The sequence below is a fragment of the Candidatus Eisenbacteria bacterium genome (assembly GCA_020847735.1).
Taxonomy (GTDB): Bacteria; Eisenbacteria; RBG-16-71-46; order RBG-16-71-46; family RBG-16-71-46; genus CAIXRL01.
Window position 1 is genome coordinate 459,279 of sequence record JADLBL010000020.1, and the last position, 26,405, is coordinate 485,683.

The 26,405-nt window shown below is 71.8% G+C and carries 20 protein-coding genes; 8 read left to right on the plus strand and 12 right to left on the minus strand.

Annotation, left to right across the window (positions count from 1 at the left end; all coding sequences use genetic code 11):
- Nucleotides 1–32 precede the first annotated feature (32 nt).
- Nucleotides 33–2,306, plus strand: coding sequence for a PP2C family protein-serine/threonine phosphatase (locus IT347_10560; GenBank protein MCC6350016.1), 2,274 nt, complete (start codon nucleotides 33–35; stop codon nucleotides 2,304–2,306).
- Nucleotides 2,307–2,313: 7 nt separating this feature from the next.
- On the opposite strand, the gene IT347_10565 is transcribed toward IT347_10560, so the two are convergent.
- From IT347_10565 to IT347_10575, 3 genes are all read right to left on the minus strand, one after another.
- Complete coding sequence (locus IT347_10565; protein ID MCC6350017.1) at nucleotides 2,314–3,468, minus strand: PQQ-dependent sugar dehydrogenase; 1,155 nt, start codon at nucleotides 3,466–3,468, stop codon at nucleotides 2,314–2,316.
- Between the two features lie 112 nt (nucleotides 3,469–3,580).
- Nucleotides 3,581–4,861, minus strand: coding sequence for an isocitrate lyase (gene aceA, locus IT347_10570; GenBank protein ID MCC6350018.1), 1,281 nt, complete (start codon nucleotides 4,859–4,861; stop codon nucleotides 3,581–3,583).
- Between the two features lie 52 nt (nucleotides 4,862–4,913).
- Nucleotides 4,914–6,485 carry a malate synthase A gene (locus IT347_10575; protein MCC6350019.1) on the minus strand — a complete coding sequence of 524 codons (1,572 nt, stop codon included), beginning with the start codon at nucleotides 6,483–6,485 and terminating at the stop codon, nucleotides 4,914–4,916.
- Between the two features lie 187 nt (nucleotides 6,486–6,672).
- Between IT347_10575 and IT347_10580 the strand changes: the two genes are divergently transcribed.
- Together IT347_10580 and pip are read left to right on the plus strand one after the other, a co-directional pair.
- A complete protein-coding gene (locus tag IT347_10580) occupies nucleotides 6,673–7,710 on the plus strand; it encodes a DUF2891 domain-containing protein (protein MCC6350020.1) in 1,038 nt (345 codons plus the stop codon).
- Nucleotides 7,711–7,807: 97 nt separating this feature from the next.
- Entirely contained in the window at nucleotides 7,808–8,779 is a 972-nt protein-coding gene (pip, locus tag IT347_10585) for a prolyl aminopeptidase (protein MCC6350021.1), read from the plus strand.
- A 34-nt stretch (nucleotides 8,780–8,813) separates the two neighbouring features.
- Here pip and IT347_10590 read toward each other — a convergent pair whose 3' ends face one another.
- Nucleotides 8,814–9,116 carry a 4a-hydroxytetrahydrobiopterin dehydratase gene (locus tag IT347_10590; protein ID MCC6350022.1) on the minus strand — a complete coding sequence of 101 codons (303 nt, stop codon included), beginning with the start codon at nucleotides 9,114–9,116 and terminating at the stop codon, nucleotides 8,814–8,816.
- Nucleotides 9,117–9,566: 450 nt separating this feature from the next.
- Between IT347_10590 and IT347_10595 the strand changes: the two genes are divergently transcribed.
- Nucleotides 9,567–10,175, plus strand: coding sequence for a porin family protein (locus tag IT347_10595; protein MCC6350023.1), 609 nt, complete (start codon nucleotides 9,567–9,569; stop codon nucleotides 10,173–10,175).
- 69 nt (nucleotides 10,176–10,244) lie between these two features.
- Here IT347_10595 and IT347_10600 read toward each other — a convergent pair whose 3' ends face one another.
- The gene (locus IT347_10600) at nucleotides 10,245–11,510 is read right to left on the minus strand and encodes a M24 family metallopeptidase (GenBank protein MCC6350024.1); all 1,266 of its coding nucleotides are present in this window, start codon (nucleotides 11,508–11,510) and stop codon (nucleotides 10,245–10,247) included.
- A 145-nt stretch (nucleotides 11,511–11,655) separates the two neighbouring features.
- On the opposite strand from IT347_10600, the gene IT347_10605 reads away from it, so the two are divergent.
- Nucleotides 11,656–13,203: an AbgT family transporter gene (locus IT347_10605; GenBank protein ID MCC6350025.1), complete on the plus strand. Its 1,548-nt coding sequence runs from the start codon at nucleotides 11,656–11,658 to the stop codon at nucleotides 13,201–13,203.
- 54 nt (nucleotides 13,204–13,257) lie between these two features.
- On the opposite strand, the gene IT347_10610 is transcribed toward IT347_10605, so the two are convergent.
- On the minus strand, nucleotides 13,258–15,918 hold the full coding sequence (locus IT347_10610; protein ID MCC6350026.1) for an alpha-glucosidase C-terminal domain-containing protein: 2,661 nt from the start codon (nucleotides 15,916–15,918) through the stop codon (nucleotides 13,258–13,260).
- Between the two features lie 139 nt (nucleotides 15,919–16,057).
- Between IT347_10610 and IT347_10615 the strand changes: the two genes are divergently transcribed.
- Nucleotides 16,058–18,361 (plus strand): endonuclease, encoded by a 2,304-nt coding sequence (locus IT347_10615; protein ID MCC6350027.1) that lies wholly within the window; start codon nucleotides 16,058–16,060, stop codon nucleotides 18,359–18,361.
- Between the two features lie 42 nt (nucleotides 18,362–18,403).
- On the opposite strand, the gene IT347_10620 is transcribed toward IT347_10615, so the two are convergent.
- The 6 genes from IT347_10620 to IT347_10645 are packed head-to-tail and all read right to left on the minus strand — an operon-like array spanning nucleotide 18,404 to nucleotide 24,232.
- On the minus strand, nucleotides 18,404–19,486 hold the full coding sequence (locus IT347_10620; GenBank protein MCC6350028.1) for an ABC transporter permease: 1,083 nt from the start codon (nucleotides 19,484–19,486) through the stop codon (nucleotides 18,404–18,406).
- Nucleotides 19,487–19,515: 29 nt separating this feature from the next.
- Nucleotides 19,516–20,694, minus strand: coding sequence for an ABC transporter permease (locus tag IT347_10625; GenBank protein ID MCC6350029.1), 1,179 nt, complete (start codon nucleotides 20,692–20,694; stop codon nucleotides 19,516–19,518).
- Nucleotides 20,687–21,643, minus strand: a complete 957-nt coding sequence (locus IT347_10630) for an ABC transporter ATP-binding protein (GenBank protein ID MCC6350030.1) — start codon at nucleotides 21,641–21,643, stop codon at nucleotides 20,687–20,689. Before IT347_10630 ends, IT347_10625 begins: the two co-directional genes overlap by 8 nt.
- The gene (locus IT347_10635) at nucleotides 21,640–22,581 is read right to left on the minus strand and encodes an ABC transporter ATP-binding protein (protein MCC6350031.1); all 942 of its coding nucleotides are present in this window, start codon (nucleotides 22,579–22,581) and stop codon (nucleotides 21,640–21,642) included. The genes IT347_10630 and IT347_10635 overlap by 4 nt, the downstream gene beginning before the upstream one ends.
- On the minus strand, nucleotides 22,578–23,576 hold the full coding sequence (locus tag IT347_10640) for an HlyD family efflux transporter periplasmic adaptor subunit (protein ID MCC6350032.1): 999 nt from the start codon (nucleotides 23,574–23,576) through the stop codon (nucleotides 22,578–22,580). Before IT347_10640 ends, IT347_10635 begins: the two co-directional genes overlap by 4 nt.
- Nucleotides 23,573–24,232, minus strand: coding sequence for a TetR/AcrR family transcriptional regulator (locus IT347_10645; protein MCC6350033.1), 660 nt, complete (start codon nucleotides 24,230–24,232; stop codon nucleotides 23,573–23,575). Before IT347_10645 ends, IT347_10640 begins: the two co-directional genes overlap by 4 nt.
- 358 nt (nucleotides 24,233–24,590) lie before the next feature.
- On the opposite strand from IT347_10645, the gene IT347_10650 reads away from it, so the two are divergent.
- A complete protein-coding gene (locus IT347_10650) occupies nucleotides 24,591–25,460 on the plus strand; it encodes an endonuclease/exonuclease/phosphatase family protein (protein ID MCC6350034.1) in 870 nt (289 codons plus the stop codon).
- A gap of 45 nt (nucleotides 25,461–25,505) precedes the next feature.
- Complete coding sequence (locus IT347_10655) at nucleotides 25,506–26,342, plus strand: rhomboid family intramembrane serine protease (protein ID MCC6350035.1); 837 nt, start codon at nucleotides 25,506–25,508, stop codon at nucleotides 26,340–26,342.
- The last annotated feature ends 63 nt before the right edge of the window (nucleotides 26,343–26,405 follow it).

Genomic DNA, 26,405 nt, shown 5'->3' on the forward strand with positions numbered 1-26,405 from the left:
CTGCGCGGCCGGGCCGGAACACTGGCCGCCCGATGACCAACAGTTCGAATCTGCTGGCCTCCATCAATCTCGTGCTCGGCGGGCTCGTCTTCCTGCTCGGGCTCGTCATCCTGCGCGAGAATCCGAAGCAGCGCCTGAACCGGGTCGTCTCGCTGCTGCTGTTCCTCGGCGGCTTCGGCGCGGTCTCCTCGGCGCTCGCGCTGATGCTGCCCGCCCGCGGCCCTTCGAGCGTCTCGCAGAACGCGTCCATGCTCTGGGAGTTCTTCTTCCCGACCGCGTTCGTGCTCGCCGCCATTTTTCCCGAGGAGCGGCCGTTCACGCGGCTGCTGCGCATTCCGGGCCCGTTTCGCGACCGCAGCTTCCTGCCGCTCGTCTTCGGTCCGCACGTCTTCCACATCCTGGTGATCCTGGTCGTCGGCGACGGCCGCTCGCAGCCCGGCGCGCTCGCGCACGTGCCGGCGCTGGTGCAGCCGCTGCTCGCGCTGGGCGCGCTGTTCGGGCGGCTCTTCCTGAGCGTTCACCGCTCGCTGTTCTCGCTCGTGGATCTCGCCTTCGGCGCGGCGGCGATCGCGCTGCTCGTCGGCAGCTGGCGCTCGACCCGCGCGCCACGCCTGCGCCGGCAGCTCGGGGCGATCGCCGTCGGACTCGCCGCCTGCCTCGCGCTCTACGCCTCGGCGACCTCGATCCCGACGCTGCTCGGGCGGCCGCTCGCGGACCATCACCGGACGCTGCTCACCACCGCGGCACTGCTGGTGGGCTCGGGTGCGATCGCGTTCGCGATGGTGCGCTACAAGTTCCTCGACACGAAGCTCATCGCCCGGCGCGGCATTCTCTACGCGATCGCCTCCGCGGTGCTCATCGGCTTCTACCTGATGTTCGTGGGCCGCATCAACGCCTGGGTCGCGCACGCCTTCGGCATCGAGGCGCGGATCGTCGAGCCGGTGTTCCTGATCATGGCGCTGACGCTGTTCCAGCCGGCGATCAGCCGGCTCGAGGACCTGCTCGACCAGATGTTCCTGCGCGACCCGGGGGACTATCGCAACGTCCTGCGCCAGCTCGGTCGCGATCTGCAGACCACGATCGATCTCGACGACCTGCTCACGCGCTCGGCGCGCACCGTGGCCGACACGCTGCTGCTGCGCTCGGCGCACGTCGTCGCGTTCACGCCGGAGGGGCCGGTCGCGCGCACCGGCTCCGGCGCGCCGCTCGAGAGCGAGGCGCTCGAGCGCCTCGCGTCGCTCGCCGGCCGGTTGCCCGCGAACGAGACCAGCTTCCGCCTCTCGGAGCCGATCGACGGGCTCAAGCGGCTCGATCGCGAACTGCTCGAGAAGGCGCTGCGCATCGAGCTGCTGCTGCCGCTCCGCTGGCGGGGCGAGGCGGTCGGCCTGCTGCTGCTGGGCGAGAAGCTGACGGCGACGCAGTTCACGTCCGAGGACGTGTCGCTGCTCGGGGCCCTCGGCGGGCAGATGGCGGTCTCGCTGCAGAACTCGCTGCTGCTGCGCGACCGCCTGCGTGTCGCCCGCCTCGAGGAGGAGTTGAGTCTTGCGCAGCAGATCCAGCGCACGTTCCTGCGCGCCGATTTCCCGCCGCTGCCGCGCTGCGAGGTGCACGCCGTGAACCTGCCCTCACGGCAGGTCGGCGGCGATTACTACGACATCGTCCCGCGGGGCGACGGCTCCTTCTTCGTGGCCATCGCCGACGTCGCGGGCAAGGGCGTCCCGGCCGCGCTCATGTCCTCGATGCTGCAGGCGTCGCTGCGCACGCAGGCGCGCACGACGGCGTCGGTGAGCGACATCCTGCGCAACATCAACGCGCTCATCTACCGCAGCACGGCGGTGCACCAGTTCGCGACGTTCTTTCTCGCGCACGTGGACTCGACGGGCTGCCGGATGTCGTTCGCCAACGCGGGGCACAACTACCCGGTGCTGGTTCGCGCCAGCGGCGAGCGGCGCTACCTCGAGCGCGGCGGCCTGATCATCGGCATCATGGAGGACATCGCGATGGAGGAGGACGTGGTCGCGCTGCAGGACGGGGACGTGATCGTCTTCTACACCGACGGCATCAGCGAGGCGACCAACGCGAGCGGTGAGCTGTTCGGGGACGACCGCGTCGCCGAGCTGGCCGCCGGCGCGCCGCGCCACATGGCGGCTCGCGAGCTGGCGCAGCGCGTGCTCGCGGAGGTCGAGTCGTTCCTGGACGGCGTCGAGGCGCAGGACGACCGCACGCTGGTGGTGCTGCGCGTGCGCGAGCCGGCGGGCGAGGCGAAGCACGCCGGCTCGCCCGCCGAGGCGGTCGCCGCGGACTAGCGGGGCTTCAGCGCGCGGGGTCGAGCCGGTAAAGGCGCCCGTTCGAGCTGGTCAGGTAGAGCTCGCCGGCGGAGTCCTCGCCGAAGCTGGTCACGTTGCCGAGGTCGCCGACCCGCCATTGCCGCCGCTCCGTCGCGCGGGCGCCGTCCCAGCGGAACGAGCGCAGCCAGCCCGAGCAGTAGTCCGAGAAGAAGTACGTGCCCTGCAGGTGCCGGCCCAGCGCGCGGCCGCGATAGACGTAGCCGCCGGTCACGCTGCACCCCTCGCCGTGGCCGTACTCCACGACGGGATCGGTGAACCGGACGGCTTCGGCGCGAGACGATCCGTAGGGATGCAGGCCCTCGCGCAGGTTCCAGCCGTAGTCGAGACCGGGGGTGCGCGCGTCGGCCACGTCCACTTCCTCCCACTGGTTCTGGCCGACATCGGCGATGTACACGAGGTGGGAGCGGGGATCGAACGAGAACCGCCACGGATTGCGCACTCCCGAGGCCCAGATCTCGGGCCGGCCGTCGCGGCCGTCGGCGTACGGATTGTCGGGCGGGATCGCGTACGGGGCCGCGCGGTCCACGTCGAGGCGAAGCATCTTGCCGAGCAGCGCGCGCCGGTTCTGGCCGTTGCCGTGCGGGTCACCCCCGGAGCCGCCGTCGCCCATCCCGACCCACAGCATGCCGTCCGGCGCGAAGGCGATCATCCCGCCGTTGTGGTTCGCGAACGGCTGCTCGACCTGGAGCACCAGCCGCGCGCTGGCCGGATCGGCGCGGTCGGGATGGTCGCCCACGTGGAAGCGCTCGACGTGCGTGTCGCCATTGCGGTCGGTGAAGTTGACGAAGAAGAATCCGTTCTTCGCGTAGTCCGGATGAAAGGCGAGTCCGAGCAGCCCGCGTTCGCCGCCGGCCGAAATGCGGCCGGAAACATCGAGGAACGGGACGGGAAGCAGGCGTCCCGACTTCACGATCCGGATGCGGCCGGGTTGTTCGACCACGAACAGCCGCGGGTCGCCCGCGGGCGCGGTCAGGAACAGCGGCGCCTCGAGGCCCTGGGCGACGACGGTGGCGCGCAGGCCGTTCACGGCGGTCCAGGTCTCGGCCGAAGGCGGAGCGGCGCAGGCGCATGGAACGAGCGCGAAGGCGGTCAGGACGAGCAGCGTCGCAAGGCGGGGCATGGGCGGGAGCATAGCGGCGGTCCACACGGTCGCGCACCCCGCAAATGAACGCGTCGCGCGGGGTGTGGGCGTCGCGGCGGCGCGGGCGCGGACGCGCGGCGTCTGCGCGGCGCTAGAACTGCTGCTTCTCGGTGCTGCCGCCGAGCGCGGTGGTGGCGCTCCTGCCGCCGGAGATGACCTCCTGCAGCGCGTCGAACCAGCCGGTGCCGACGAACTTCTGGTGCGTCACGCCGCCGTAGCCCGCCTGCTTCTGGAGGTCGAACTCGCGGTTCTGCAGCTTCGCGTAGGCGGACATCGCCTCGTCGCGATAGCCGCTCGCCAGCTCGAACATGGACAGGTTGAGCGCGTGGAAGCCCGCGAGCGTGACGAACTGGAACGCGTAGCCCATCGCCCCCAGCTCGCGCTGGAACTTCGCGATCGTCGCCGCGTCGAGCTTTCCCGACCAGTTGAAGGACGGCGAGCAGTTGTAGGCGAGCAGCTTGCCGGGGTGCTCGCGGTGGATCCCCTCGGCGAACTCCCGCGCCTCGGCGAGGTCGGGCGTCGAGGTCTCGCACCACAGGACGTCGGCGACCTGCGCGTACGCGCGTCCGCGGGCGATGGCGGCGGGCAGGCCGCTGCGGAAGCGCCAGAAGCCCTCGACGGTGCGTTCGCGGATCAGGAACTCGTGATCGCGTTCGTCCACGTCCGACGTGATCAGCGTCGCGCTGTGCGCGTCGGTGCGCGCGACGAGCACCGTCGGAACGTCGAGCACGTCGGCCGCGAGCCGCGCGGCGCCCAGCTTCTGCACGAACTCGCGCGTCGGCACGAGCACCTTGCCGCCCAGGTGGCCGCACTTCTTGGCCGAGGCGAGCTGGTCCTCGAAATGGACGCCGGCCGCGCCGGCTTCGATCATCGCCTTCATCAGCTCGTAGGCGTTCAGGTCGCCGCCGAAACCGGCCTCGGCGTCGGCGACGATGGGCGCGAACCAGTGGGTGCCCGAGGGGTTGCCCTCGAGGTGCGCGATCTGGTCGGCGCGGCCGAGCGCCGCGTTGATCCGCCGCACGACGCTGGGCACCGAGTCCACCGGGTAAAGGCTCTGGTCCGGGTACATTTGCCCCGCGGTGTTCGCGTCGGCCGCGACCTGCCAGCCCGAGAGGTAAATGGCCTGCAGCCCGGCCGCGACCTGCTGGACGGCCATGTTGCCGGTGAGCGCGCCGAGCGCGCGCACGGGCGGCTGCCTGGACATCAGGCGCCAGAGACGCTCGGCGCCCGCGCGCGCCAGCGTGTGCTCGATGTGCAGCGAACCGCGCAGCCGGGCGACGTCGTCGGCGGTGTGGTTGCGGTGCACTCCCTGCCAGCGCGCCTCGCTGCTCCAGGAGGCGCGGATCTCGGCGGCGGCTCTCGGCTTGCTCATCGTCTTCTCCGTTGCGAAAAGGCGGCGACCGCCGGACGGGACGGACTCCGGCTCAGGCGGGGTCGAACCAGCCGTTGAGGATCATGGCTTCGCTGCGGCGGCGTGCTTCGCCCAGGGTTTCGGCCGTTCCGACGTCGCGCGCGAGGGGCAAGTCGGCGACCAGTTTCCCGAGCGCCTCGTCGAGGCAGCGCGCCAGCAGGGCTTCGTCGTGAACGACGGGCGCGCCGTCGGGGCCCGGAATCCGCACGACGTCCCGATGGCGCAGGCGCTGGGCGAGCATCAGCCGGTAAATGCGGTCGGTCGCGAGGTCCTCCATGTAGCCGTCCAGCAGGCTCGCGCCGTTGCCGTTCAGGACGCCGTTGCGATAGCGAATCACCGTGCGGGCAGCGGCCCGCGTGCCTTCCAGCGAGTGGCGCCCGACGCCCGCGGGGACGGGCCTCAGGTCCGGGTAGCGCTCCACGTCCGGCGGCCGGCGTTCGATCTGGTTCGGTCCCGGGAACTGCGCGACCGCGATGGCGTTCTGGTCGGGGTGGCCCGTCCATGCGCCGTCCATCAGGCACGCGGCCTCGTTCCGCTTGTCCTGCTCGAGCACCGCCAGCGCGCGCGCGTTGAGCTCCGCGTCCACGCGGCTCGGGTAGAGCGCGGTCATGCCGCCGATCGCGAGCGCCCCGCGACGGTGGCAGACGTCCACCAGCAGGTGCCGGAGCCGCTGGAAGAACGGCACGTCGTGCGGAATCGTGTTGCGGTCGGGCAGCACCCACGCCGGGTTCTCGAAGTTCCAGTGGATGAGGCTCGCCATGTAGTCCCAGCGCCCGAGGTTCAGCCCGACGATGTGCTCCCGCAGCTCGTGGAGGAACTCCTCCATCTGGTAGGCGAGCGGGTGGGACTCGACGAGCGCCATGCAGCGGAGGGTCGTACGCGGCCAGCCGCGCGCCTCGGCCACCATCTGGAACGCGTCGCGCCACCAGCCGGCCTCCTCGGCCGACTCGGATTTGGGGATGTAGATCGCGAGCGGATGGCGAAGCTTCTCGGGCGCCGCGTTCCAGGCGACGAGCGCGAGGTCGAACAGCGAGGCGCTCGCGACCGAACCGTCGGCGGTGACCCCGGCCTGCGAGAGGTGCAGGCCGCGGACGCGGTTCCAGATGGCGACGCCGCTCGGCTCGATGCCGACCGCCCGGCCGCGCCTGGCGTCGTCGTAGGTGAGCGTCCCTTCGAGGGCGGCGCGGATGTTGGCGATGCCGGTCATGAGATGGGACCAGTCGTTCGCCATGGAGTCCTCGAGATCGAGCATCACGCCCGGGGCTCCGGAGTTGAGCATCTTGACCACCAGCGCGGCGTCGTCGGCCGGTCCGGTCATCTGGTTGCGCTGGTCGGCGCACCAGGCGGGCAGCTCGATGCGCCACGGCCCGGTGGTCGCCTGCGAAGGCGGCAGGTGGTCGGGCAGAACGCCGCGGGTGTGCGCGGCGGCAAGGCGGTCGCGTCGCGCGGCGGCGAGCCGCTGCTGGCGCGGGCTGAGTTCGGCGTGCAGCCTGGCGAAGAACGCCGCGAAGCCCGCGGGCAGGTCCCGCTCGGCGCGGAATCCAGCGGGCGCGGTGTTCATGCGCGGGGCGCGCGAATCGGTCACGGGCGTCCTCGGGCGCACGCCGTGGGGCGAAGCCGGACGCCGCGCGCCGTGCGCACGCGCGGGCCGGTGGACAGGGGAGCGTCGTCCGCGCGCTGCCGATCGCGGACGCCGGCACCCTAGCGCACGGGCGCCGTCCGTCAACCGGGCCGGGATGCCGAATCGCGGGGATTCCACTAGCGTGGCCCGCATGACGCCCGATCTCGCGCGCCTGCCCGGCGCGACGCTCGCGCCTTTCGCGGGGATGATGCTCGAGGCCATCGTCCGCGAGTATCCCTATCATTCGCTCGTGCTGCTCGCCGGCGACGCGGATGTCGCGGCGCCGCGCGCGGCGACGCCCGCCTTCTCGACCTGCTTCGACTGGCATTCGGCCGTGCACACGCACTGGGGCCTCGCGCGCGCGCTGCGCGCCGCGCCCGCGGCGCCGTGGGCGACGCGCGCGCGAGCGGCGCTCGAGGCGAGCCTGACTCCGCGGCGCCTCGCGGTGGAGCATGCGTTCCTGACCGCCCCGGGGCGGGAGGGCTTCGAGCGGCCGTACGGACTCGCCTGGCTGCTGCAGTTGTGCGCCGAACTGCGCGCCTGGCCCGACGCCGACGCGCGCCGCTGGGCGGGCGCGCTCGCGGCGCTGGAGCATGTGGCCGCGTCCCGGCTGACGGCATGGGCGGAGAGGCTCCCCTGGCCGGTGCGTTCGGGCGAGCACTCGCAGAGCGCCTTCGCGCTCGGGCTCGCGCTGGACTGGTCGCGCGATGCGGGCGAACCGCGGGCACGCGCCCGTCTGGCGGAGCAGGTGGAGCGCCTCTACCTCGCGGATCACGACGCGCCGGTCGGCTGGGAGCCCTCGGGGCACGACTTTCTTTCGCCGCTGCTCGGCGAAGCGGATCTCCTGCGGCGGGTGCTCGCCCGCCAGGAGTTCGGCCGTTGGCTCGGCGCGTTCCTGCCCGCGAACGACCCGGCCGCGCTCGGGCGCTGGCTCGCTCCGGTGGCCTCGCCCGACCGCGCGGACGGCAAGTTCGCGCACCTGGACGGGCTCAACCTGACGCGCGCCTGGATGCTCGAGGGAATCGTCTCGGCACTGGACGGCGCGCATCCGCTCCACGGAGTGCTTCACGCGGCGGCCGGACGGCACCGCGAGGCCGGGCTCGCGGGCGCGCTCTCGCCGCACTGGGCGGGATCACACTGGCTCGGCAGTTTCGCGGTCTACCTGCTCACGCTGCGCGGGTTGGAGTGATGCGGGTCACGCCGGGGGCCGGACGCTTCGAGCGGGCTTCGAGTCCGCGGCCGGGGGTCCATGCGTGCCGGCGGCACACCACCGGTCGGGAGGAAGCATGAACGCACCGTTGAAGGATCCGGTCAGCTGGATGTATCCGCCTCTCGAGCCGCGCCTCACCGGACGGCTCAGGGTTTCGGACGTGCACGAGCTCTACTGGGAGGAAAGCGGGAACCCCGCGGGCAAACCGGTGGTGTTCCTGCACGGCGGTCCCGGCGGTGGTACGGACGCCCGGCAGCGGCGGTTCTTCCATCCGGGTCGCTACCGCATCGTGCTTTTCGATCAGCGCGGCTGCGGCCGGAGCACGCCGCACGCGAGCCTCGAAGGCAACACGACGTGGGATCTCGTCGCCGACATCGAACGACTGCGCGAACATCTCGGCATCCCGCGCTGGCAGGTCTTCGGCGGAAGCTGGGGATCGACGCTGGCGCTCGCGTACGCGCAGAAGCATCCCGATCGGGTCACCGAGCTGGTGCTGCGCGGGATCTTCCTGCTGCGCCGGAGGGAGATCGAGTGGTTCTACCAGCACGGCGCCTCGATCCTCTTTCCCGACGCGTGGGAACCGTACCGCGACCACATTCCCGAGGCCGAGCGGCACGATTTCCTGTCGGCCTATCATCGCCGGCTGCTCAGCGACGACCCGCCGACGCGGCTCGCGGCGGCGCGGCGCTGGAGCGTCTGGGAGGGGAGCACCTCGAAGCTGCTTCCGGATCCCGCGATGGCCGCGCACTACGACGAGGATGCGGTGGCGCTCGCCATGGCGCGCATCGAGTGCCACTACTTCGTGAACCGCGGCTTCCTCGACGCCGACGACCAGCTGCTGCGCGACGTCGGGCGGATCCGGCACGTTCCCGCGACGATCGTGCAGGGGCGCTACGACGTCGTCTGCCCGATCGACAGCGCCTGGGCGCTGCACCGCGCCTGGCCGGAAGCGGACTTCGTGATCTCGGCCGACAGCGGGCACAGCGCGTACGAGCCCGGCAACAGCCGGGCGCTGGTCGCCGCCACGGACCGTTACGCCGATCGGTGAAGTTCGCGAGCGGAACGGGCGGACCGTCCGCGGCTCAGGGCCTGGGCCAGCGGGACGCGAGCGCTTCCAGCTTGCGGGCCAGCTCGATGTCGCGCGCGCTGACGCCGCCGGCGTCGTGCGTCACGAGGCCGACCCGCACGGTGCCGTAGACGTTCGACCACTCGGGATGGTGATCCATCTCCTGGATGCGCAGCGCCGCCGCGGTCATGAACGCGAACGCCTCGACGAAGTCGCGGAAGCGATACTCACGCTCGATGCGCCCGGCTTCGAATCGCCACTGCGGCAGGCCGGCGAGTTCCTGTTCGATCTGCTCCGGCGTGAGCTTCGGGACCGGCATGGCACCTCCACGAGTGCTCGGGTTCGCGACCGCGGCGCGCGTTCGTGTGGCCAGCATAGCCGCGATGCCAACACGGCGCGGTTGCGGGCCTCGTTCGGCGTCGCGAATCGTCCGCGCCGCGGATCGCCGGGGCAGTCGGATCAGGAGGGAGTCCGACCGGACCGGGCGTTCGGAAGCGCCGCAAGCGAGGCGCACGGGAAGCTTCGCGCCCATGAAGGAAGTTCTCAGGCGAGACGGTCAGGCCGTTGCCGGAAGGCCGGTTGCTCGACGCCGCAACTTTCTTCGTGGCCACGGCTCGGATGCCCGTACTAGTTTCCCGCCGACGCGAAGGCGCGAAGGCGCACTCGCGCGCCCGCGGCGCACCGAGCGCCGTCGGGCCGAAAGCAGGGTTCAGGCCGCGAACCGGGGTGTGTCCCCCCGCCGCCGGCGGGCCCGTCACCAGGAGGCCGCATGCGATCCACGAAGTTCCCGCTCGTCGCCGCGCTGTCACTCGTCACGCTGCTGGCCGGCTCGTCGTATGCCGCCGGCTTCTCCGCCGGCATCGGCGCCGGCATCCACAAGTTCACGGGTGACGCCGGAGAAGGCATCAAGACGGGCATCGTCGTGCAGGCGTTCGGCGACTACATGATCAGCCCCATGTGGGCGGCCGGCGCCGACCTCGGCTACTCGACGAGCAAGCACGAGGACGACGGCAAGCTGGCCGAGGACGTCTACCCGGGCGGCGGGCTCACCGGCAAGATCTCGAGCAGCTTCAAGGTCACCTCCTTCGGCGCGCACGCGAAGTTCTTCCCGCCCATGACCGGCTCGCCCATCGCGCCGTATCTGGTCGCGGGCGTCGGGATGTACAACTGGAAGGGCGAATGGTCGGTCCCCGGCCAGTCCCAGGACGAGAGCGGCACCGACTTCGGCTTCCGCGGCGGCGCCGGCGCGAACTACTCGGTCAATCCGGTCTTCGGGATCAACGCCGAGGCCGATTTCCGCTCGATCATGACCGAGAACGAGTCCACGAACATGTTCTCGGTTCGCGCGGGGGTGGTCTTCAAGCTCGCGAGCAAGTGACCCGGCGGATGTGACGAAGCCCGGCGACGCCTCGCGCGCCGCCGGGCTTTCGCGTTTCGCGCGCCGGAGTCAGAGCGACTTGGGGACCGCCGAAGTGAGCACCTCCGGGGCGCCGTTCGTGACGTGAACGTTGTCCTCGATGCGGATGCCGCCAAAGTCGAGCAACCCGTCCACGCGCTCCCAGGCCACGCTGCGGGCGTGCTTCGCGCGGTGCGCCGGCGAGGTGAGCAGGGCGCGGATGAAGTAGACGCCGGGCTCGACCGTGATCACGTAGCCCGGCTGCAGCGGCAGGTCGGTGCGCAGCATCGACAGGCCGGGCCGCGTGCTGCGCGTGCGCCCGGGCAGGTAGCCGCTCGCGTCGCGCACCCCCAGACCGACCAGGTGCCCGAGGCCGTGCGGGTAAAAGAGCGCGTGCGCGTCCTGCTCGACCAGCCCTTCGGCGCTGCCGGTGAGGATTCCCAGCTTCGCGAGGCCTGCGGCGATGCCGAGCGCCGAGTTCAGGTGCAGCTCGCGCCACTCGACGCCGGCGCGGCAGGCGTCCACGAGCCGCACCTGGACCTCGAGCAGCATCTGGTAAAGGTCGCGCGCGAATCCGTCCCAGCCGCCGACGCGGTAGGTGCGCGTGATGTCGCACGCGTAGCGCTCCACTTCGGCGCCCGCGTCGATCAGCACGACATCGCCCTGCCGGGCGACGCGCGTGCCCGGTTCGAAGTGCAGCACCGCGGCGTTGGAACCGAAGCCGACGATGCTGCCGTACGCCGTACGGTCGCCGCCGGCGCGGAAGAACGCCGCCTCCATCTCGACCTGCACGGCCCGCTCGGTGACGCCTTCGCGGATCGTCGCGAGCGCGGCTTCGTAGCCGGCGGCCGTCGCCGTCGCCGCGCGCCGCAGGCGCGCCATCTCGACGTCGTCCTTGGGTCGGCGCGCGTGCGAGAGCGCGGCGCGCAGTTCGTCGCCGCGCGAGCCGCCCGCGCCGGCGCACGGCAGGGAAGCGCCGAGGTTCACGACCGGACGGCCGCGGCGCGCGGCCAGCCAGCCGGGAAGCTCGGAAAGCGGCGTTCCGGGCGTCTGCTCCTTGCCCTCCCACACGCGCTCGGCCTCGGTCACCGTGGGCACGAAGTCCACCCACCCGGAGCGCGGATCGAAGGCCGTCACGGCGCCGGCCGCCTCGTGGTCGGAAAGCCATACGAACTCCGCGTGGGCGAGGAAGGGATAGGTCTGGTCCTGGCCGCCGGGGATCGGCACGGGCTCGCCCGCGCCGACGAGGATCACTTCGTCCGTGAGCCCCCAGGCGGACGCCGCCCGTTCGCGTCGCTGCTCGAGATAGGTCGCCATGCCGGCAAGCTACACCCGCGGGAGCGGTGGGCGCACGCCGCCGGATACGGGCGTGGCCCGACTCGCGACGAACGCCACGCGAGGGGAGGGGGGCCGTGCGATTCCTGCTGAATCGCCGACGCCGCTGAAGTAGCTTCCGGCCTCCATGAACTCCGAGAGCGCCCCCGCCGCAGCGCCGCGCCGCCGGTTCTCGCCCCTCGACGCCATCGAGCGCATCGGGAACCGGCTGCCGCACCCCGCCACACTGTTCGTGCTGTTCGCGGTCGTGACGCTCCTCGCTTCGTGGCTTGCGGCGAAGCTCGGCGTGCAGGTGGCGAACCCCAAGGACGGCTCGGTCATCGCCGCGGTCAACCTGCTCGATCGCGAGGGCATCCGGCGCACGTTCGTGGACGCCGTGCGCAACTTCACCGGCTTCGCCCCGCTCGGAACGGTGCTCGTGGCGATGCTCGGGATCGGGATCGCCGAGGGCACGGGCCTCATCGGCGTCACGTTGCGCGCGCTGGTCCTGAGCGTGCCGCGCCGCTGGCTGACGCTGACCCTGATGTTCGCGGCGGTCAACGGGGCGATGGCGGCCGACGCCGGCATCATCGTCCTGCCGCCGATCGCGGCCATGCTGTTCGCGGCCTCGGGACGCCATCCGCTGGCGGGCATCGCCGCGGCCTTCGCCGGGGTGGCGGGCGGCTTCGGCGCCTGCGTGCTGCCGACGTCGCTGGACGTGCTGCTGTCGGGCTTCTCGCAGGCCGCCCTCGACGCCTCCCGGCTGCTGCCGGGCTACCACGTCCAGATTCTCGGCAACTGGTACTTCATGGCCGCGGCGTCGCCGCTGCTCGCGATCGTCGGCACCGTCATCACCGAAAAGCTGATCGAGCCGCGCCTGGGCCCGTGGCGCTCGGAGGCTCCGCAGGAACTGGCGGCGTTGTCCGGCGAGGAGCGGCGCGGCCTCGCCTTCGCGCTGGCGGCGCTCGCCGGCACCGCCGCGCTGGCGCTGGTGCTCACCCTGCCGGCGGGGGCGCCCCTGCGCGAAGCCGCCGGCGCCAGCACGATCGAGCGCATCCGGCCGTTCCTCGATTCGATGGTGGTCTGGGTGCTGCTGCTGTTCTTCGTTCCGGGGCTCGCCTACGGCATTGCGACGCGCCGGGTGCGCAACGACCACGACGTGGCGAAGATCACGACCGACACGATGGCCTCGATGGGCGCGTACATCGTGCTCGCCTTCGTCGCCGCGCAGTTCCTGAACTACTTCTCGCGTTCGAATCTCGGGGCGATCATCGCCGTGAACGGCGCGAACCTGCTCAAGGGGTTCGGACTCGAGGGCGCACCGCTCATCTTCGGGCTGGTCGCGCTGGCCGCGGGGATCAACCTGTTCCTCACGTCCTCGTCGGCGCTGTGGGGAATCATGGGACCGATCTTCGTGCCGATGTTCGTCCTGCTCGGCCTGACGCCCGAGGCGACGCAGGCGATCTATCGCATCGGCGAGTCGAGCACCAACATCGTCACCCCGCTGATGGTCTACATGCCGTTCATCCTGTCGTACATGAACCGCTACGACGAGAAGGCGGGCACGGGCACGGTCATCTCGCTGATGGTGCCGTACACGATCGCCTTCCTGATCGCCTGGACGCTGCTGATGCTGTGCTTCCACGCGTTCGGCTGGCCGATCGGGCCCGGCGTGGGAATCACGCTGCCCCGCTGACCCGTCGTGCGCGACGGGCCTGCGTGACCGGCCGTGGCGCGCGCAGGGGCGTCGTCAGCGCAGCCGGGCGATGCGCGCCACGGGACTCTCGCCGGGCAGCTGGATCCTCACGAAGAACAGCCCGGCGCCCGCGTCCCGGCCGGCGTCGTCTCGGCCATCCCAGCGGATCGCGTGCGCACCCGCATCGAGAAGGCGGGGTCCCAGCGCGCGCACGCGGCGGCCGCTCACGTCCAGCACGTCCACGCGCACCCGCGCGGAGTGCGGCAGCTCGAAGCGCAGCAGGGTCGAGTCGCGAAACGGGTTCGGCGCGGCGCTCACGCCGACGCGGGCGTCCGGCGGGCCGCCGGGAACGGAAAGCACCGTGCCGATCGTCGCGTATTGCGCTCCGGCGATCGCCTCGAGCGACAGCGGCGGCAGGCCGGGTGAGGCGGCGCCGGGTCCCAGCGGGGGCAGCACCTGGTTCGTGACGAAGCCGTTGGACCCGACGATGGCGGCCATCATCCGCAGCTCGGTGCCCGGACCGGCCAGCGCGAGGTCGGCCCACGGCACGATCGCTTCGAAGCCGAACGTCGCGCTCGCCGCCCCCTCGGCATCCGAGCCGCTGACGCCGGCCGTGTTGCTGTCGCAGAAGGCGGCCAGCATGCCGTTGGCGTTGTCGCCGCCCGCCAGTACCGGTGAGCCGCCGTTGACGAGGTTGTTGCCGACGTAACGGTGGCTCCCTCCGCCGCCGGCCTCGAGCGTGTAGCGGTCCACGTACTGCGTGCCCGAGTAGTGGTTGATCCACAGCATCACGTCCGGCTCGAAGCCGGCATCGAACCCCAGGCCGTCGAGATCGGAAGGCCCGTAGGGCGGTTTCGGGATCCACGCGCTCGCGAGCGGGTCCTGGCCGCCCGGGACGGTGTCGAAGAACAGCGCGAGCCCGGTGCCGGTGTGGTCAAGGTTGCCGGTGATTCCGACGGCGAGGCCGGTGGGCGTCGGCTTCGCGAACAGCTGGTCCAACTCGTTCTCGTTGTCGCCGGCTTCCGTCGCCGCCGTCTGCGTCGCCCGCAGGGCCGTGGCGCCGAAGTCCGCCGGAATCGCGCGCCCGTCCCACGGCGACGGCGGTGGCGGTGGGCCCGGCGTGAGGTTCGCGTTCAGGACCACCCAGCCGTACGCGGGGATCGTGAGCGGATAGGCGCCGAGGTTGGCGGAGGTGATCGGGGCCAGCCAGGCCCCGCTGGCGATGTCGCGCACGGGCGACGAGCCGCCGGGCAGCTCGAAGCCCGAGAGATCGAGCGTCATCGCCTGCGCCGAGCCGGCGAGGTTGATGGCGACGAGCAGCGTCTCGCCGCCGGTCTGGCGCACGAAGGACCACACGGCCTGGCTGGTGCTCGGGACCTCCGCGTAGCCCCCGCGCCGGAGGGCGACGTGATCCCGGCGCAGCGCGATCAGCCCCCGGTAGGTCTCGAGGAGTGAACCGGGGACGCCGGTCTGCTCCTGCACCGAGCGGCCGTCGTTGTCGCGCTCGGCGCGCGCGTTGTAGGCGCTCGAGTTGAGCACGAAGTAGTTCGACATCGGCGGGCCGGCGACGGCGTTCCATTTGAACGGTTCGCGGAACGGGATGTCCACGGCGTCCGTGCCCCAGTTGCCCTTGGACCCGCGCATGCCCAGCTCGTCGCCGTAGTAGATGCACGGCGGGAACGGCTGCGTCATGAGGATCGCGGCCGCCACCCGGTTGCGCCCCGCGACGTCGCCGGTGCTCGAGGCGAGCCGGTTCACGTCGTGGTTGCCGACCACGGCGACGTAGGTCCTGCCCGCCGGCAGCGAGGCGAGGGTGGCCCGCATCGAGGCGTAAAGGCCCGAGGCCGACTCGGACGAAAGCGCCGCGCGCGAGGCGAACATGAAGGGAATCGTGAACGCCGCGTCGTGCCCCGCCAGCAGTTCGCCGCCGTACGATCCCCAGTCGGCCTGCTCGATGACCGTGAAGGCCGACGGGTTCTTCGCCAGGAGCGAGTCCTTCCACTGCTGCCACCACGCGGTGGTGTAGCCCCAGCCCTCGTTCGCGAGCACGTGATCGAGTCGCCAGCCGTCGATGCCGTCGGCCGGATTGCCGTCGCCGTTCGGATCCATCCAGTGCTGGCACCAGCCGTCGATCAGCGCCGTGACCGCCGGGTTGTCGAGTCGCCACTTGATGAAGCCGACCGTCGAGCCGTTCCAGGTCGTGAACGAGCCCCCGTCGAAGGTCGAGTTGGAGCCGTTCGTGTAGGCGAGGTAGCCCGTGTACGGCGAGGCGGGGTTCAGGTGCGAGTCCTGGAAATACGTGCTGTTCTGCGACACGTGATAGGCGACGAAATCGAGCAGCACCTTGACGCTCTCGGCGTGCGCGGCCGAGACGAACGAGAGGAACTGCGGCTCGGTGCCGAACCACGGGTTGAGCAGGTTCGCCGGCATGTGCTGGTAGCCGTGGTAGGCGGGCGAAGCGAAGATCGGGTTCATCCACACCGCGGTCACGCCGAGCGACTTCAGGTACGGCAGGCTGGCGGTCATGCCGCCGAAGTCGCCGAAGCGCGAGGCGTCGTTGTCCGAATCGCGCCAGGCGATGGGCATGAACTGGTAGAAGACGTCGTCGCGGACGTCGCGCCCGGCGAGCGGCGCGGCGCCGGCCCTGTCGGGGCCGGCCGCGAGGGCCGGCAGCGCCGCGGCCAGCAGCAGGAACGCGAGGAATCGTGGTCGCATGGGGGAACCCGGGGAGCGGGTGGAGGCGGTGCCGCTCACGGCGGCGGAGCGCGACGATTGTACGTTGGGCGCCGGGCGGGAGCGAAGCCCGGCCGGTCGGGCCGCCGTGTCCGCGGACCGTCGCCGGCACGTTGCGGGCTTGTGCGATCGGGGCCGAGGGCCCACAATCTTCGGCCAACTCGAGAGTCCGCAGGCGGCGGACCCGTCCCCCGATTCGAGAAAGGAAGCCCCGGCCCTGCGTCCCACCCGTGCTCTTGCCCTCGCCGCGCTTTCCGCGCTCATTCTCGGCGCCGCGCCCGCGAAAGCGGACCTGATCCTTTCCGAACTGTGCGATCCCAAGGTCGGCTACCAGACCGACCGCTTCATCGAGATCTACAACACCGGCCCGGGGTCCATGGACCTGACCGGCTGGTCGGTCGTCGCCATCGCCAACGGCGTGGACGCCTGCACCTGGCCGCTCTCGGGAACGCTGCCCGCCGGGCAGGCCCGCGTCTGCGGGCACACTTCGACGTCCGTCCCGTTCGTCGTCAACTTCCAGAACCCGATCTGGAACACGTACACGTCGCAGGTCGGCGCCTACAACTGGAACGGCGGTTCGAACGACGGGGCGAAGCTGATTTCGCCGGGCAGCGTCGTCGTGGACCTGATCGGCAACCCCGGCGCGGTGTTCACCGACGGCCATCTCGTCCGCAACGCTTCGGTGACCACCGGTTCGCCGTCGTATGTCGCTTCGGAGTGGACCTACTCGGCCGTCAACCTGGCCACCGACGCGACACCGGGGACCCACAACGGATCCACGCCCCCGCCCGGCGGCCCGGTCATCTCGAACGTCGTGATCTTCCCCGCCTCGCCGGCCGCGAACGATCCCGTCAGCGTCAACGCCAGCGTCGTGGACACGAGCGGCGCGATCGCCTCGGTGACGCTCGACTGGGGACCTTCGGCCGGCTCGCTGACGAATCACATCGCGATGTCGCTGGTCGCGGACAGCACCTACGCGGGCGACTCGCCGATTCCCGGACAGGCGGCCGGCGCGACGGTCCACTACCGCGTCACGGCGGTCGGCGCGAGCGCGACCTCGCAGTCGCCGACCGCCAGCTACGCGATTCCCGGCGCCGGCGGCTCGCCGCCCGCGGTGCTGTCGGTGGGCGAGATGAGCGACTCGACCCTGCTCGTCATCTTCAGCGAGCCGGTCGAGGAGACGAGCGCCGAGGCCCCCGCGAACTACGTGGTGGACGGGCTCGTGGCCGTGAACGCCGCGCGCGACGGAGCGAACACCTCGTGGGTCACGATCACGGTGCGCAACCTGCCCGCCGGCTCGCGCACGCTGACCGTCAGCGGAGTCGCCGACCTCGGCGGCTCGACCGCCTTCGGCGCGACCTGCGCGTTCAACTACGTGGACGTGCGCATTCCGGCCGGCTACTACGACGGCATCGTCGGACTGAAGGGCTCGGCCCTGCGCTGGGCGCTGCACGAGCGGATCAAGAACCACACGGTGCGCAGCTACTCGTACGTGCTGACGGCGTTCGCGACGACCGACGTCAAGTGGAACGGCAAGATCTGGGACGTCTATTCCGACATTCCCGGCGGCACGCCCCCCTACGAATACGCCATCGGCCAGACGGGTCAGGGCGCGACCGAAGGGCTCGGGTACAACCGGGAGCACTCGTTCCCGCAGTCGTGGTTCGGCGGCGCCTCGCCCATGTACTCGGACATCTTCCACCTCTACCCGACGGACGCGAAGGTGAACGGCTATCGCGCCAACTACGCCTACGGCGCCGTCGCGGTGCCGACCACGACCTCGTGGAACGGCAGCAAGCTCGGACCGAGCGCCTCACCGGGCTTCACGGGAACCGTGTTCGAGCCGATCGACCCCTTCAAGGGCGACCTCGTCCGCAGCCAGTTCTACATGGCGACCCGCTACCTGGGCGAGGATGCCGGCTGGCCGGGCAGCGATTCGTTCGACGGCGCCGAGATGAAGCCGTGGGCGGTGGCCCAGTATCTCGACTGGGCCGCGAACGATCCGGTGAGCTGGAAGGAACGCATGCGCAACGGCGCGGTCTACGTCCTGCAGGGCAACCGCAATCCGTTCATCGATCATCCGGAGTTCGTCGCCGCGATCTGGGACTCGAACTCGGTGACCGGCGTGGAGCCGCCCGCCGGGCCGCTGGCCGTGCGTCTTTCACCCGCGTACCCGAATCCCGCACGGTCCGGAGCGAACCTGACGTTCGACCTGCCCGCGACGCAGGAAGCGAGCCTCGAGGTGTTCGACATTCAGGGACACCGCGTGACGACGCTCGCTTCGGGCCGTCTTGCCGCCGGTTCCCACGCGGTCGTCTGGTCGGGCCGCGACGACGCAGGGCGCACCGTGTCGAACGGCATTTACTTCGTACGCCTCAGCTCCGGCGGCCTCGCGCTGACGCGCCGGCTCACCTGGTTGAACTGACCGGGCGCCCGCGCGAAGTCCGCCGCCCCGCAGGGTCGCGGTTCAGGCGACCGTCTTGCGGAAGCGCGAGGCGGCGAGGGAGACGACGGCGCTTCCGAGCAGCGCCAGCGCCGCGAACGGCCGCCACAGCGCCTCGAAGCCGGCGGCTTTGAGGAACACCGCCCGCACGATTTCGAGGTAGTGGCGCAGCGGGTTCAGCCACGTCAGCCACTGAAAGCCCGCGGGCATGCTCGAGATCGGGAACATGAACCCCGACAGCAGCATCAGCGGCATGAAGAGCATGAAGGTCGAGAGGAAGGCCTCCTGCTGCGTGTTCGCGACGGTCGAGACCAGCAATCCGAGCCCGAGCGCCGACAGCAGGAACAGCATCGTCGCCAGCAGCAGGAGCAGGAAGTTCCCGGTGAAGGGCACGCGAAACCACAACAGCGCGATGCCCGTGATGAGCGCCATGTCGAGCAGGGCGACGCCGGCGAAAGGCAACGTCTTGCCGACGATCAGTTCCGCGGGCGTGATCGGGCTCACCATGAGCTGCTCGAGCGTGCCGATCTCCCGCTCGCGCACGACCGCCAGCGCGGTCAGCAGCAGGCACACCAGCAGCAGGATCGAGCCGAGGACGGCCGGAACGTTGAAGACCCGCGAGAGCAGCGCGGGGTTGTACCAGGCCCGCTCGCGAAGGTCCACCGGTGGCGGGCGCAGGGTCGGGGCCCGCGTGAGGCCATAGCGGCGCACGATCTGCTCGGCGTAGCCGAGCGCGACGGTGGCGATGTTCGAATTCGTTCCGTCCACCAGAAGCTGCACGGTCGCGCCGCCGGGGCGATTCAGGGCCGCGGCGAAGCCGGGCGAAACCTGGAGTCCGACCACCGCGCGGCCGTGGTCGAGCGCCGCCACCAGGTCTTCCGGACGGTCCGAGCGCCCGGCGACGCGGAAGTATCCGGACGAAGTCATGCTCTCGACCAGCGCGCGCGACGCTGCGGTGCGGTCGTGGTCCACCACGAACATGCGCGTGTCGCGCACGTCCGTCGAGACGGCGTAACCGAGGACCAGCACCTGCAGGATCGGCGCGACCAGCACCAGCCGCAGAAGCTTCGGATCGCCGCGCAGGGCGATCAGCTCCTTGCGCGCCAGCGCGAGCGCACGCTCGAACCCCGCGCGGTTCACCGCTGCAGTTCCTTGCGGAACGCGTGCACGGCGAGGCCGACGCCGGCGAGCGCGAACAGCAGCATGAACAGCGCCTGCGGCCACAGGACCGCGACGCCGACGCCCTTGAGGAACAGGCCCCGGGTGACGACCAGGAAGTAGCGGGCCGGAACGAGCAGGCTGACCGCCTGCAGAGGACGCGGCATGACGTCGATGGCGAACATGAACCCCGAGAGCAGGAACGCCGGCAGGAAGGTGACCGCCATGGCCGTCTGCGTCGCGAGCACCTGCGAGCGGGCCACCGCCGAGACGAACAGTCCCAGGCCGAGCGCCCCGATCAGGAACAGGAGCGAAAGCCCCAGCAGGAGCACGACGTCGCCACGAAACGGCACGCCGAACAGGGCCACGCCGAGGGTCGAGGTGACGACCAGGTCCACCATGCCGATGGCGACGTAGGGCAGGAGCTTGCCGCCCACGACCTCGAACCGCGAGACCGGCGTCGCCACCAACTGCTCCATCGTTCCCCGCTCCCATTCCCGGGCGATGGTCAGCGACGTCAGCATCGCGGCGATGATGGACATGATGACCGCGATCAGCCCGGGCACGATCATGTTCCGGCTCGCCAGCTCCTCGTTGTACCAGACGCGGCTGCGGACGCTGGCGGCGGGCGGCGTGGCCGCGCCGGGCAGCCCCTCGCGGCCGGCCCAGTTCTGCACGACGGCGCGCACGTAGCCGAGTGCGATGGTGGCGGTGTTGGCGTCGGAGCCGTCCACGATCACCTGCAGGGGGGAGGGCCGTGGGGCGCCGAGTCCGGCCGCGAAGCCGGGTGGCAGGACGACGGCGACGCGAGCGCGACCGCGCTCGAACTCGCCCGCGAGTTCGGTGGCGCTGGCGAGTCGGCCGACCTGTCGGAAGTATCCCGAGGACGTGAACGCGTCCACCAGCGCGCGGCTGCGGGCGGTCTGATCCTGGTCCACGACGACCATCGCGAGGTCGCGCACGTCCCACGTGATCGCGTAGCCGAACAGCACCAGCAGGGCCACCGGCATCGCGAACGCCAGCAGCAGGCTGCGCGGATCGCGGCGAAGCTGGAGCCACTCCTTGCGCGCGATCGCGCCGCATCGCGTGCGCGAGAAGCGGAAGGTCGCGCGGGCCGGCGCGGAAGCCGCGGCGGAAGCAGGAGCGCGCTCAGCCATCCACGACCCCGCCCGAGGCCTGGACGGCGGAGAGGAACACGTGCTCGAGCGTCGGTTCGATCCGGCGAAGCGAACCCCGCGGGACGCCGCGCGCCGCGAGGCGTTCCTGGATTCCGGGCAGGGCGTCCTCGCCGCTGAGCGTCAGGTGCACGGCGCGGCCGAACAGCCCGGCGGACCGCACCCCGGGCGCGCCCCGCAGGGCGGCGACGACCTCGGGGCCGTTCGTCACCCGCACCTCGACGACGGGTTCGCGCAGCCCGCGCCTGAGCTCCGCGGGCCGGCCGAGCGCGATGAGCCGGCCGCGATTCATGAGCGCGAGGCGGCCGCAATACTCGGCCTCCTGCATGTAGTGCGTGCTGACGAGCACCGTCGTTCCCGCGGCCGCGAGGTCCTGGATCAGATCCCAGAACGTGCGCCGGGAGATCGGATCCACGCCCGAGGTGGGCTCGTCGAGCAGCAGCATGAGCGGGCGATGGAGCACGGCGGTGCCGAGCGCGAGTCGCTGCTTCCAGCCCAGCGGAAGGTCCGACGTCCGCTGGTCGCGATGTCCGGCGAGGCCGGACATCGCCAGCACCCAGTCGCGACGCGCCGCGCGTTCCGCCCGGGGCACGCCGTTCAGGGCGGCGAAGAACTCGATGTTCTGGTCCACCGTCAGCTCGGCGTAGAGCGAGAACGACTGCGACATGTAGCCGACGTTGCGCTTGATCCGCTCGGTTCCGGTGAGCAGGTCGTGACCCGCGACGGTGCCGCGCCCGGCGCTGGGGCGAAGCAGCCCGCACAGCATGCGGATCGTCGTGGTCTTGCCGGCGCCGTTGGGTCCGAGGAAGCCGAAGATCTCGCCGCGATCCACCGACAGCGTGACGTCGTCCACGGCCCGGAACGCGCCGAAATCCCGGCGGAGGTGTTCGACCTCGACGAGAGGGGCGGCGGTGGCCGGGGCCGAACTCACGACGGTGTGCCCGAGACCTCGGCCCCGGCGACGCGGTCCAGGAAGACGTCCTCCAGCGTAGGCTCGATCGGACGGTGCTCGCTCACCTCGCAGCCGGCGGCGAGCAGCGCGGCCTGGACGCGCGCGGGCGCATCGCCGGCGGCCGTGACGTGCAGCCAGTCGCCGAACACCGCCGCCCGGCGCACGCCGGAAACGGCCTCGGCGGCCGCACGCGCGACCCGAAGGGGCTCGGCGCGGAAGCCGAACAGCCGTCCCGTCAGGGTCCTCTGCAGCGCTTCGGGGGCGTCCAGCGCCACGACGCGCCCGCGGTTCAGCAGCGCGAGGCGGTCGAAGCGCTCGGCCTCGTCCAGGTAGGCGGTGCTGACGACGGCGGTGACGCCGCGCGCGACCATTTCGTGGACGATCATCCACAGGTCGCGGCGCGAAACGGGATCCACGCCGAACGTGGGCTCGTCGAGCAGCAGCACGCGCGGTTCGTGCACCAGCGCGCAGGAAAGCCCCAGCTTCTGCTTCATGCCGCCGGAGAGCTGTCCCGCCAGGCGATTCGCGAACGGCTCCAGGTTGGAGAATCGCCACAGTCGTTCGAGCCGCGCGGCGCGCTCCGACGGCGGCACCTCGTAGAGGTCGGCGTAGAAGTCGAGGTTCTCGCGCACCGTGAGGTCGCCGTAGAGTCCGAAGCGCTGGGACATGTACGCGAGGTCGCGCTTCACGCGCTCGCTCTCGCGCGCGACGCTCGCCCCGAAGACGAGCGCGTCGCCGGCGCTCGGCGGCAGAACCCCCGCGAGCATGCGCAGCGTCGTCGTCTTGCCCGCGCCGTCGGGTCCGACGAGCCCGAACAACTCGCCCGGGCGGACGTCGAACGTCAGTTCGTCCACGGCGGTCAGTGCTCCGAACCGGCGCGCGAGGCCGCGGATCGAGATCGCGGCATCCCCCGTCACCGGGCCACTCCCTCGAGCGTCACGTCGGCCGGCATGCCGGGTTTGAGGTCGTGGGCGGGATCGCCGGTGATGCGGACCTTGACCGCGTACACCAGCTTCACGCGCTCCTCGCGTGTCTGGACCGTCCGGGGCGTGAACTCCGCTTCGGAAGCGATCGCGATCACGCGGCCCGCGTAGCGGCGGGCGCGGAACGAGTCGGAGGTGATGCGGGCCGGCTGCCCGAGGCGCACGGCGCCGATCCGGTCCTCGGGGACGTAGATGCGCACCCAGCGATCGTCGCGGTGCAGCAGCGTGACGACCGGAGCGCCGGCGGCCAGCACCTCGCCCGGCACGTGGTGACGGACGCTGATCGTGCCGGGAAACGGGGCGCGCACCTCCATCTGGGCGAGCGTCGCATCCAGCGCGCGCAGCGTCGCCCGAGCGGCCGCCAGCGAGGCGCGGGCGGCCGCGATCCTCTCGCGCCGTGGCCCGAGCTCCACGAGCCGGCGCTGCTCGTCGGCCTGCACCTTCGCGCTGCGCGCGAGTTCGAGCGCGGTCGTGGCACGGTCGAGGTCCTGCTGACTCACGACCAGCCGCTGGCGCAGCTCGCGCAGGCGACGCTCGTCCCGTTCGGCCTCCGCGAACCGGTCGGCCGCCGCCTGCGCGGCCGCGCGTGCGGTGGCGATCTCCTCGGGACGCGAGCCGCGCTCGAGCTCGCGCAACTGGGCGGTCGCGGCCGCCACCTGGGCCGCGGCCTGGTCGCGCCGCCCACGCGTCTCGGAGCGGTCCAGCCAGGCGATCGGCTCCTGCGCGGCGACCGTGTCTCCCTCGTTCACGCGCAGGCCCTCGAGCCGACCCGGCACGGTGAAGCCGAGCGCCGCGTCGGTCGCCTCGACGGTTCCCGTGGCGACCAGGGGCCCGGCGCCGCCGCGGCCACGCAGGATCGCGAACCCGATCGCCAGGAGGACGGCGAGCACGAGCAGCGCGGCCAGCCATGGTCCGCGGCGGGGGATCACGCGGATCGCCTTTGCGGCCGCGGGCGGCGCGCGGCGTGGCGGCGGGCGGCCGGCTTGCGCGGGGCCCGGATGCCGGCCAGATAGATGGACCACGCCCGGCGGACGGTGCCGGTGAGATCCGTGCGGCCGCCGGCCAGATGCCAGTGGACCCCGGCCGGCATGAACAGACCGAGGAAGACGAACGCCGCCGCCTCCGGATCGGCGTCCCGCCGCACGGCGCCCTGCCGCTGGCCCTCGCGCACGAGCCCGGTGATGGTGTCGCGAAAATGGTCGAGCGTCGCGAGCATCGTCGAGCGACGCCCGGCATGCTGCAGGACGAGATCGGAAAAGAGGAGCAGGGGGAAGCCGCGGTTCTCGAGCAGGAACGCGACGTGGCGCGTGAGCAGCGCTCCGAGCGCCGCGAGCGCGTCGGCCTTCGATTCGGCCGTCGCCCGCTCGAGATTGGCGCGCACGCCGGAGCCGAGGCGCGCGATCATGTGCTCGAGCATCGCGTCCTTGTCGGGGAAATGCCGGTACAGGGCCGAGGGCGCGACGCCGACGCGATGGGCCACCGAGGCGATGCTCAGCGCCCCCGTTCCCTGCTCGTGGACGATCCCGAGCGCCGCCCGGGCGATCTGGTCGCGTCGTTCCTCGCCGCTTCTGCGAACTCGCCTCATGTCTCCTCGCATGTGAACGATGGTTCACAATAGGGCGTGCGCGGGGTGGTGGGCAAGCTGCTTCCAGCGACGGTGGTCCGTCGAGCGTGGCGGCCCATCGGACCCGTCCGGAGGGAGGGGCTTGCGGTGAGGCCGATCCGCGAGCCGTGAAGCGTGGCATGTGAATCGCTCCTCACTTGCGGCGGCTTCGAGCGGGTCGGCCGCGGCCGCGGCCCGGCGGCGCGCCGGATGGATTCCGCGCGGACCGCCGGCCCGCCGCCGCCGGGGCGCACGCGTCGCGGGCGGGGAGCCATCCGGTAGGATGCGGCCTGCCGCGGCCGCGACCGGAGCCCCGGCCGGACCGGAGGAAAGGATGGCGATGAAACAACACCCGGCGGCGGGCCGCCTCGCGGCGCTGCTGTGCGCGGGCTGGACCGCCACATGGCCGGCTTCCCCGGCGGCCGCCCAGCCGCGCGCCTCGACCCCGCGGACGGACGACATCACCGTCGTGTCGCTCAACCTGTGGCACGACGCGCACGACTGGCCGGCGCGCCTGGCGCGCATCGTCGCAGGGCTGCGCGCGCTCGATCCGGACGTGATCTGCCTGCAGGAAGTCCTGCAGAACCCGGTCCTGCCCAATCAGGCCGCGACGATCGCCGACAGCCTGGGTTGCGCGTACCGGTTCGTTTCGGTGGACGGCGAGGAGCGGCCCAAGCGCTACGGGAACGCCATCCTCACGCGCCATCCGCTGCTCGCGGACGGAGGGAAGTTCCTGCTGCCGCTGAACGACTGGCGCGTCGTCGCGCACGTTCGCGTGGACGTGCGCGGGCGCGCGCTGGATGTGTACGACACGCACCTGCACCACACGCCTGAAGGCGGCGCAATCCGCGCCGAGCAGATCCGCGACCTGCTCGCCTACGTGGACTCGACGCGCGGCGACGGTCCCGCGGTGCTGGCGGGCGACTTCAACTGCGAGCTCGGCAGCCCCGAGATGCGGCCGCTCGAGCGCGACTGGCTCGACGCGTTCGCGGCGACCCACCCGCGGGTCCGGGGAGAGCAGGCCGCGACCATGAATCCGCGGTTCGATGGCGGCGCCGCGCGCGCCATAGACCACGTGTTCGTGCCGCGCCGTGGCCGGCTCGTGCCGCGCGAGGCCGAGATCCTGTTCCGCGACTGCGGCCCCGACAGTGTCTGGGCCTCGGACCATTATGGCGTGCTCGCGCGCCTCGGCTCCCCCGACTCGAGGTAGGGGCTCCGCTTGCGCCTCCGGGTGCCGGCCGCGCACCCTGCGTGAATGGAACACGACCCCTCCGAACCGGCGGACCTGCCGGCCGACGGCCGCGCCGACGACGACGAAGCGGCCGAGCTCGCCGCGCTCGGCTACGTCCCGCCGGACCCGAACGAAGAGCGCCCGGTGGACCTGTGGTCCGCCGTCGGCGGGGTCCGGCCGTGGGGCACGCTGCTGCTGCTCCTTTCGTGGGGCGTGATGTTCCTGCTGGTCGGTGCGCGCGGCGCACTGGCCGATCCGCGCGGCCTGCTCGCCTGGGGAGCGAACGCGACGATGCTGCCGTGGCGCGAGAACGCCTGGCGCCTGCTGGCCTCGACGTTCCTGCACGCGGGCGCGGCGCACGTGTTCTTCAACTCGATCAGCCTGCTCGTGGTCGGCCCGGCGGTCGAGCGAATCTTCACTCGCACCCGCTTCTGGAGCGTCTACGCCCTGGGAGGCGCCGTCGCCTCGTTCGCGAGCCTGCTGTGGCGGGACACGCGCGGAGGCGCGAGCCTCAGCGTCGGGGGCTCGGGCGCGATCTTCGCGCTCGGCGGCGCACTGCTGGTCGCGACGGTGAGGCTGCGCGCGCGCCTCGCGCCCACGCGTGCGCGGGCGCTGACGGCGGCGCTGCTCTTCCTGCTCGCGCCCGGTTTCGCCGCCGGCTACGCGAAGCCGGGAACCGACAACGTCGCGCACGCGGCGGGACTCGCCTGCGGGGCGCTGCTCGGGGTGCTGCTGCCGCTCGACCCGAGGCTGGGCGGCAGGCCGCCGGGAACGACCACGCGCGTCGCGGCGGTGGTTTCCCTGCTCGCGCTCCTGACTTCGCTCGCCCTGGGACTGGCCGGTGGCCTCACGGCGCGCTGAGGCCGGACGGACCTGCCGAGACGGGCGCGCCCCGCGAAGGGGCGCGCCCGTCGTTCCCTCCGG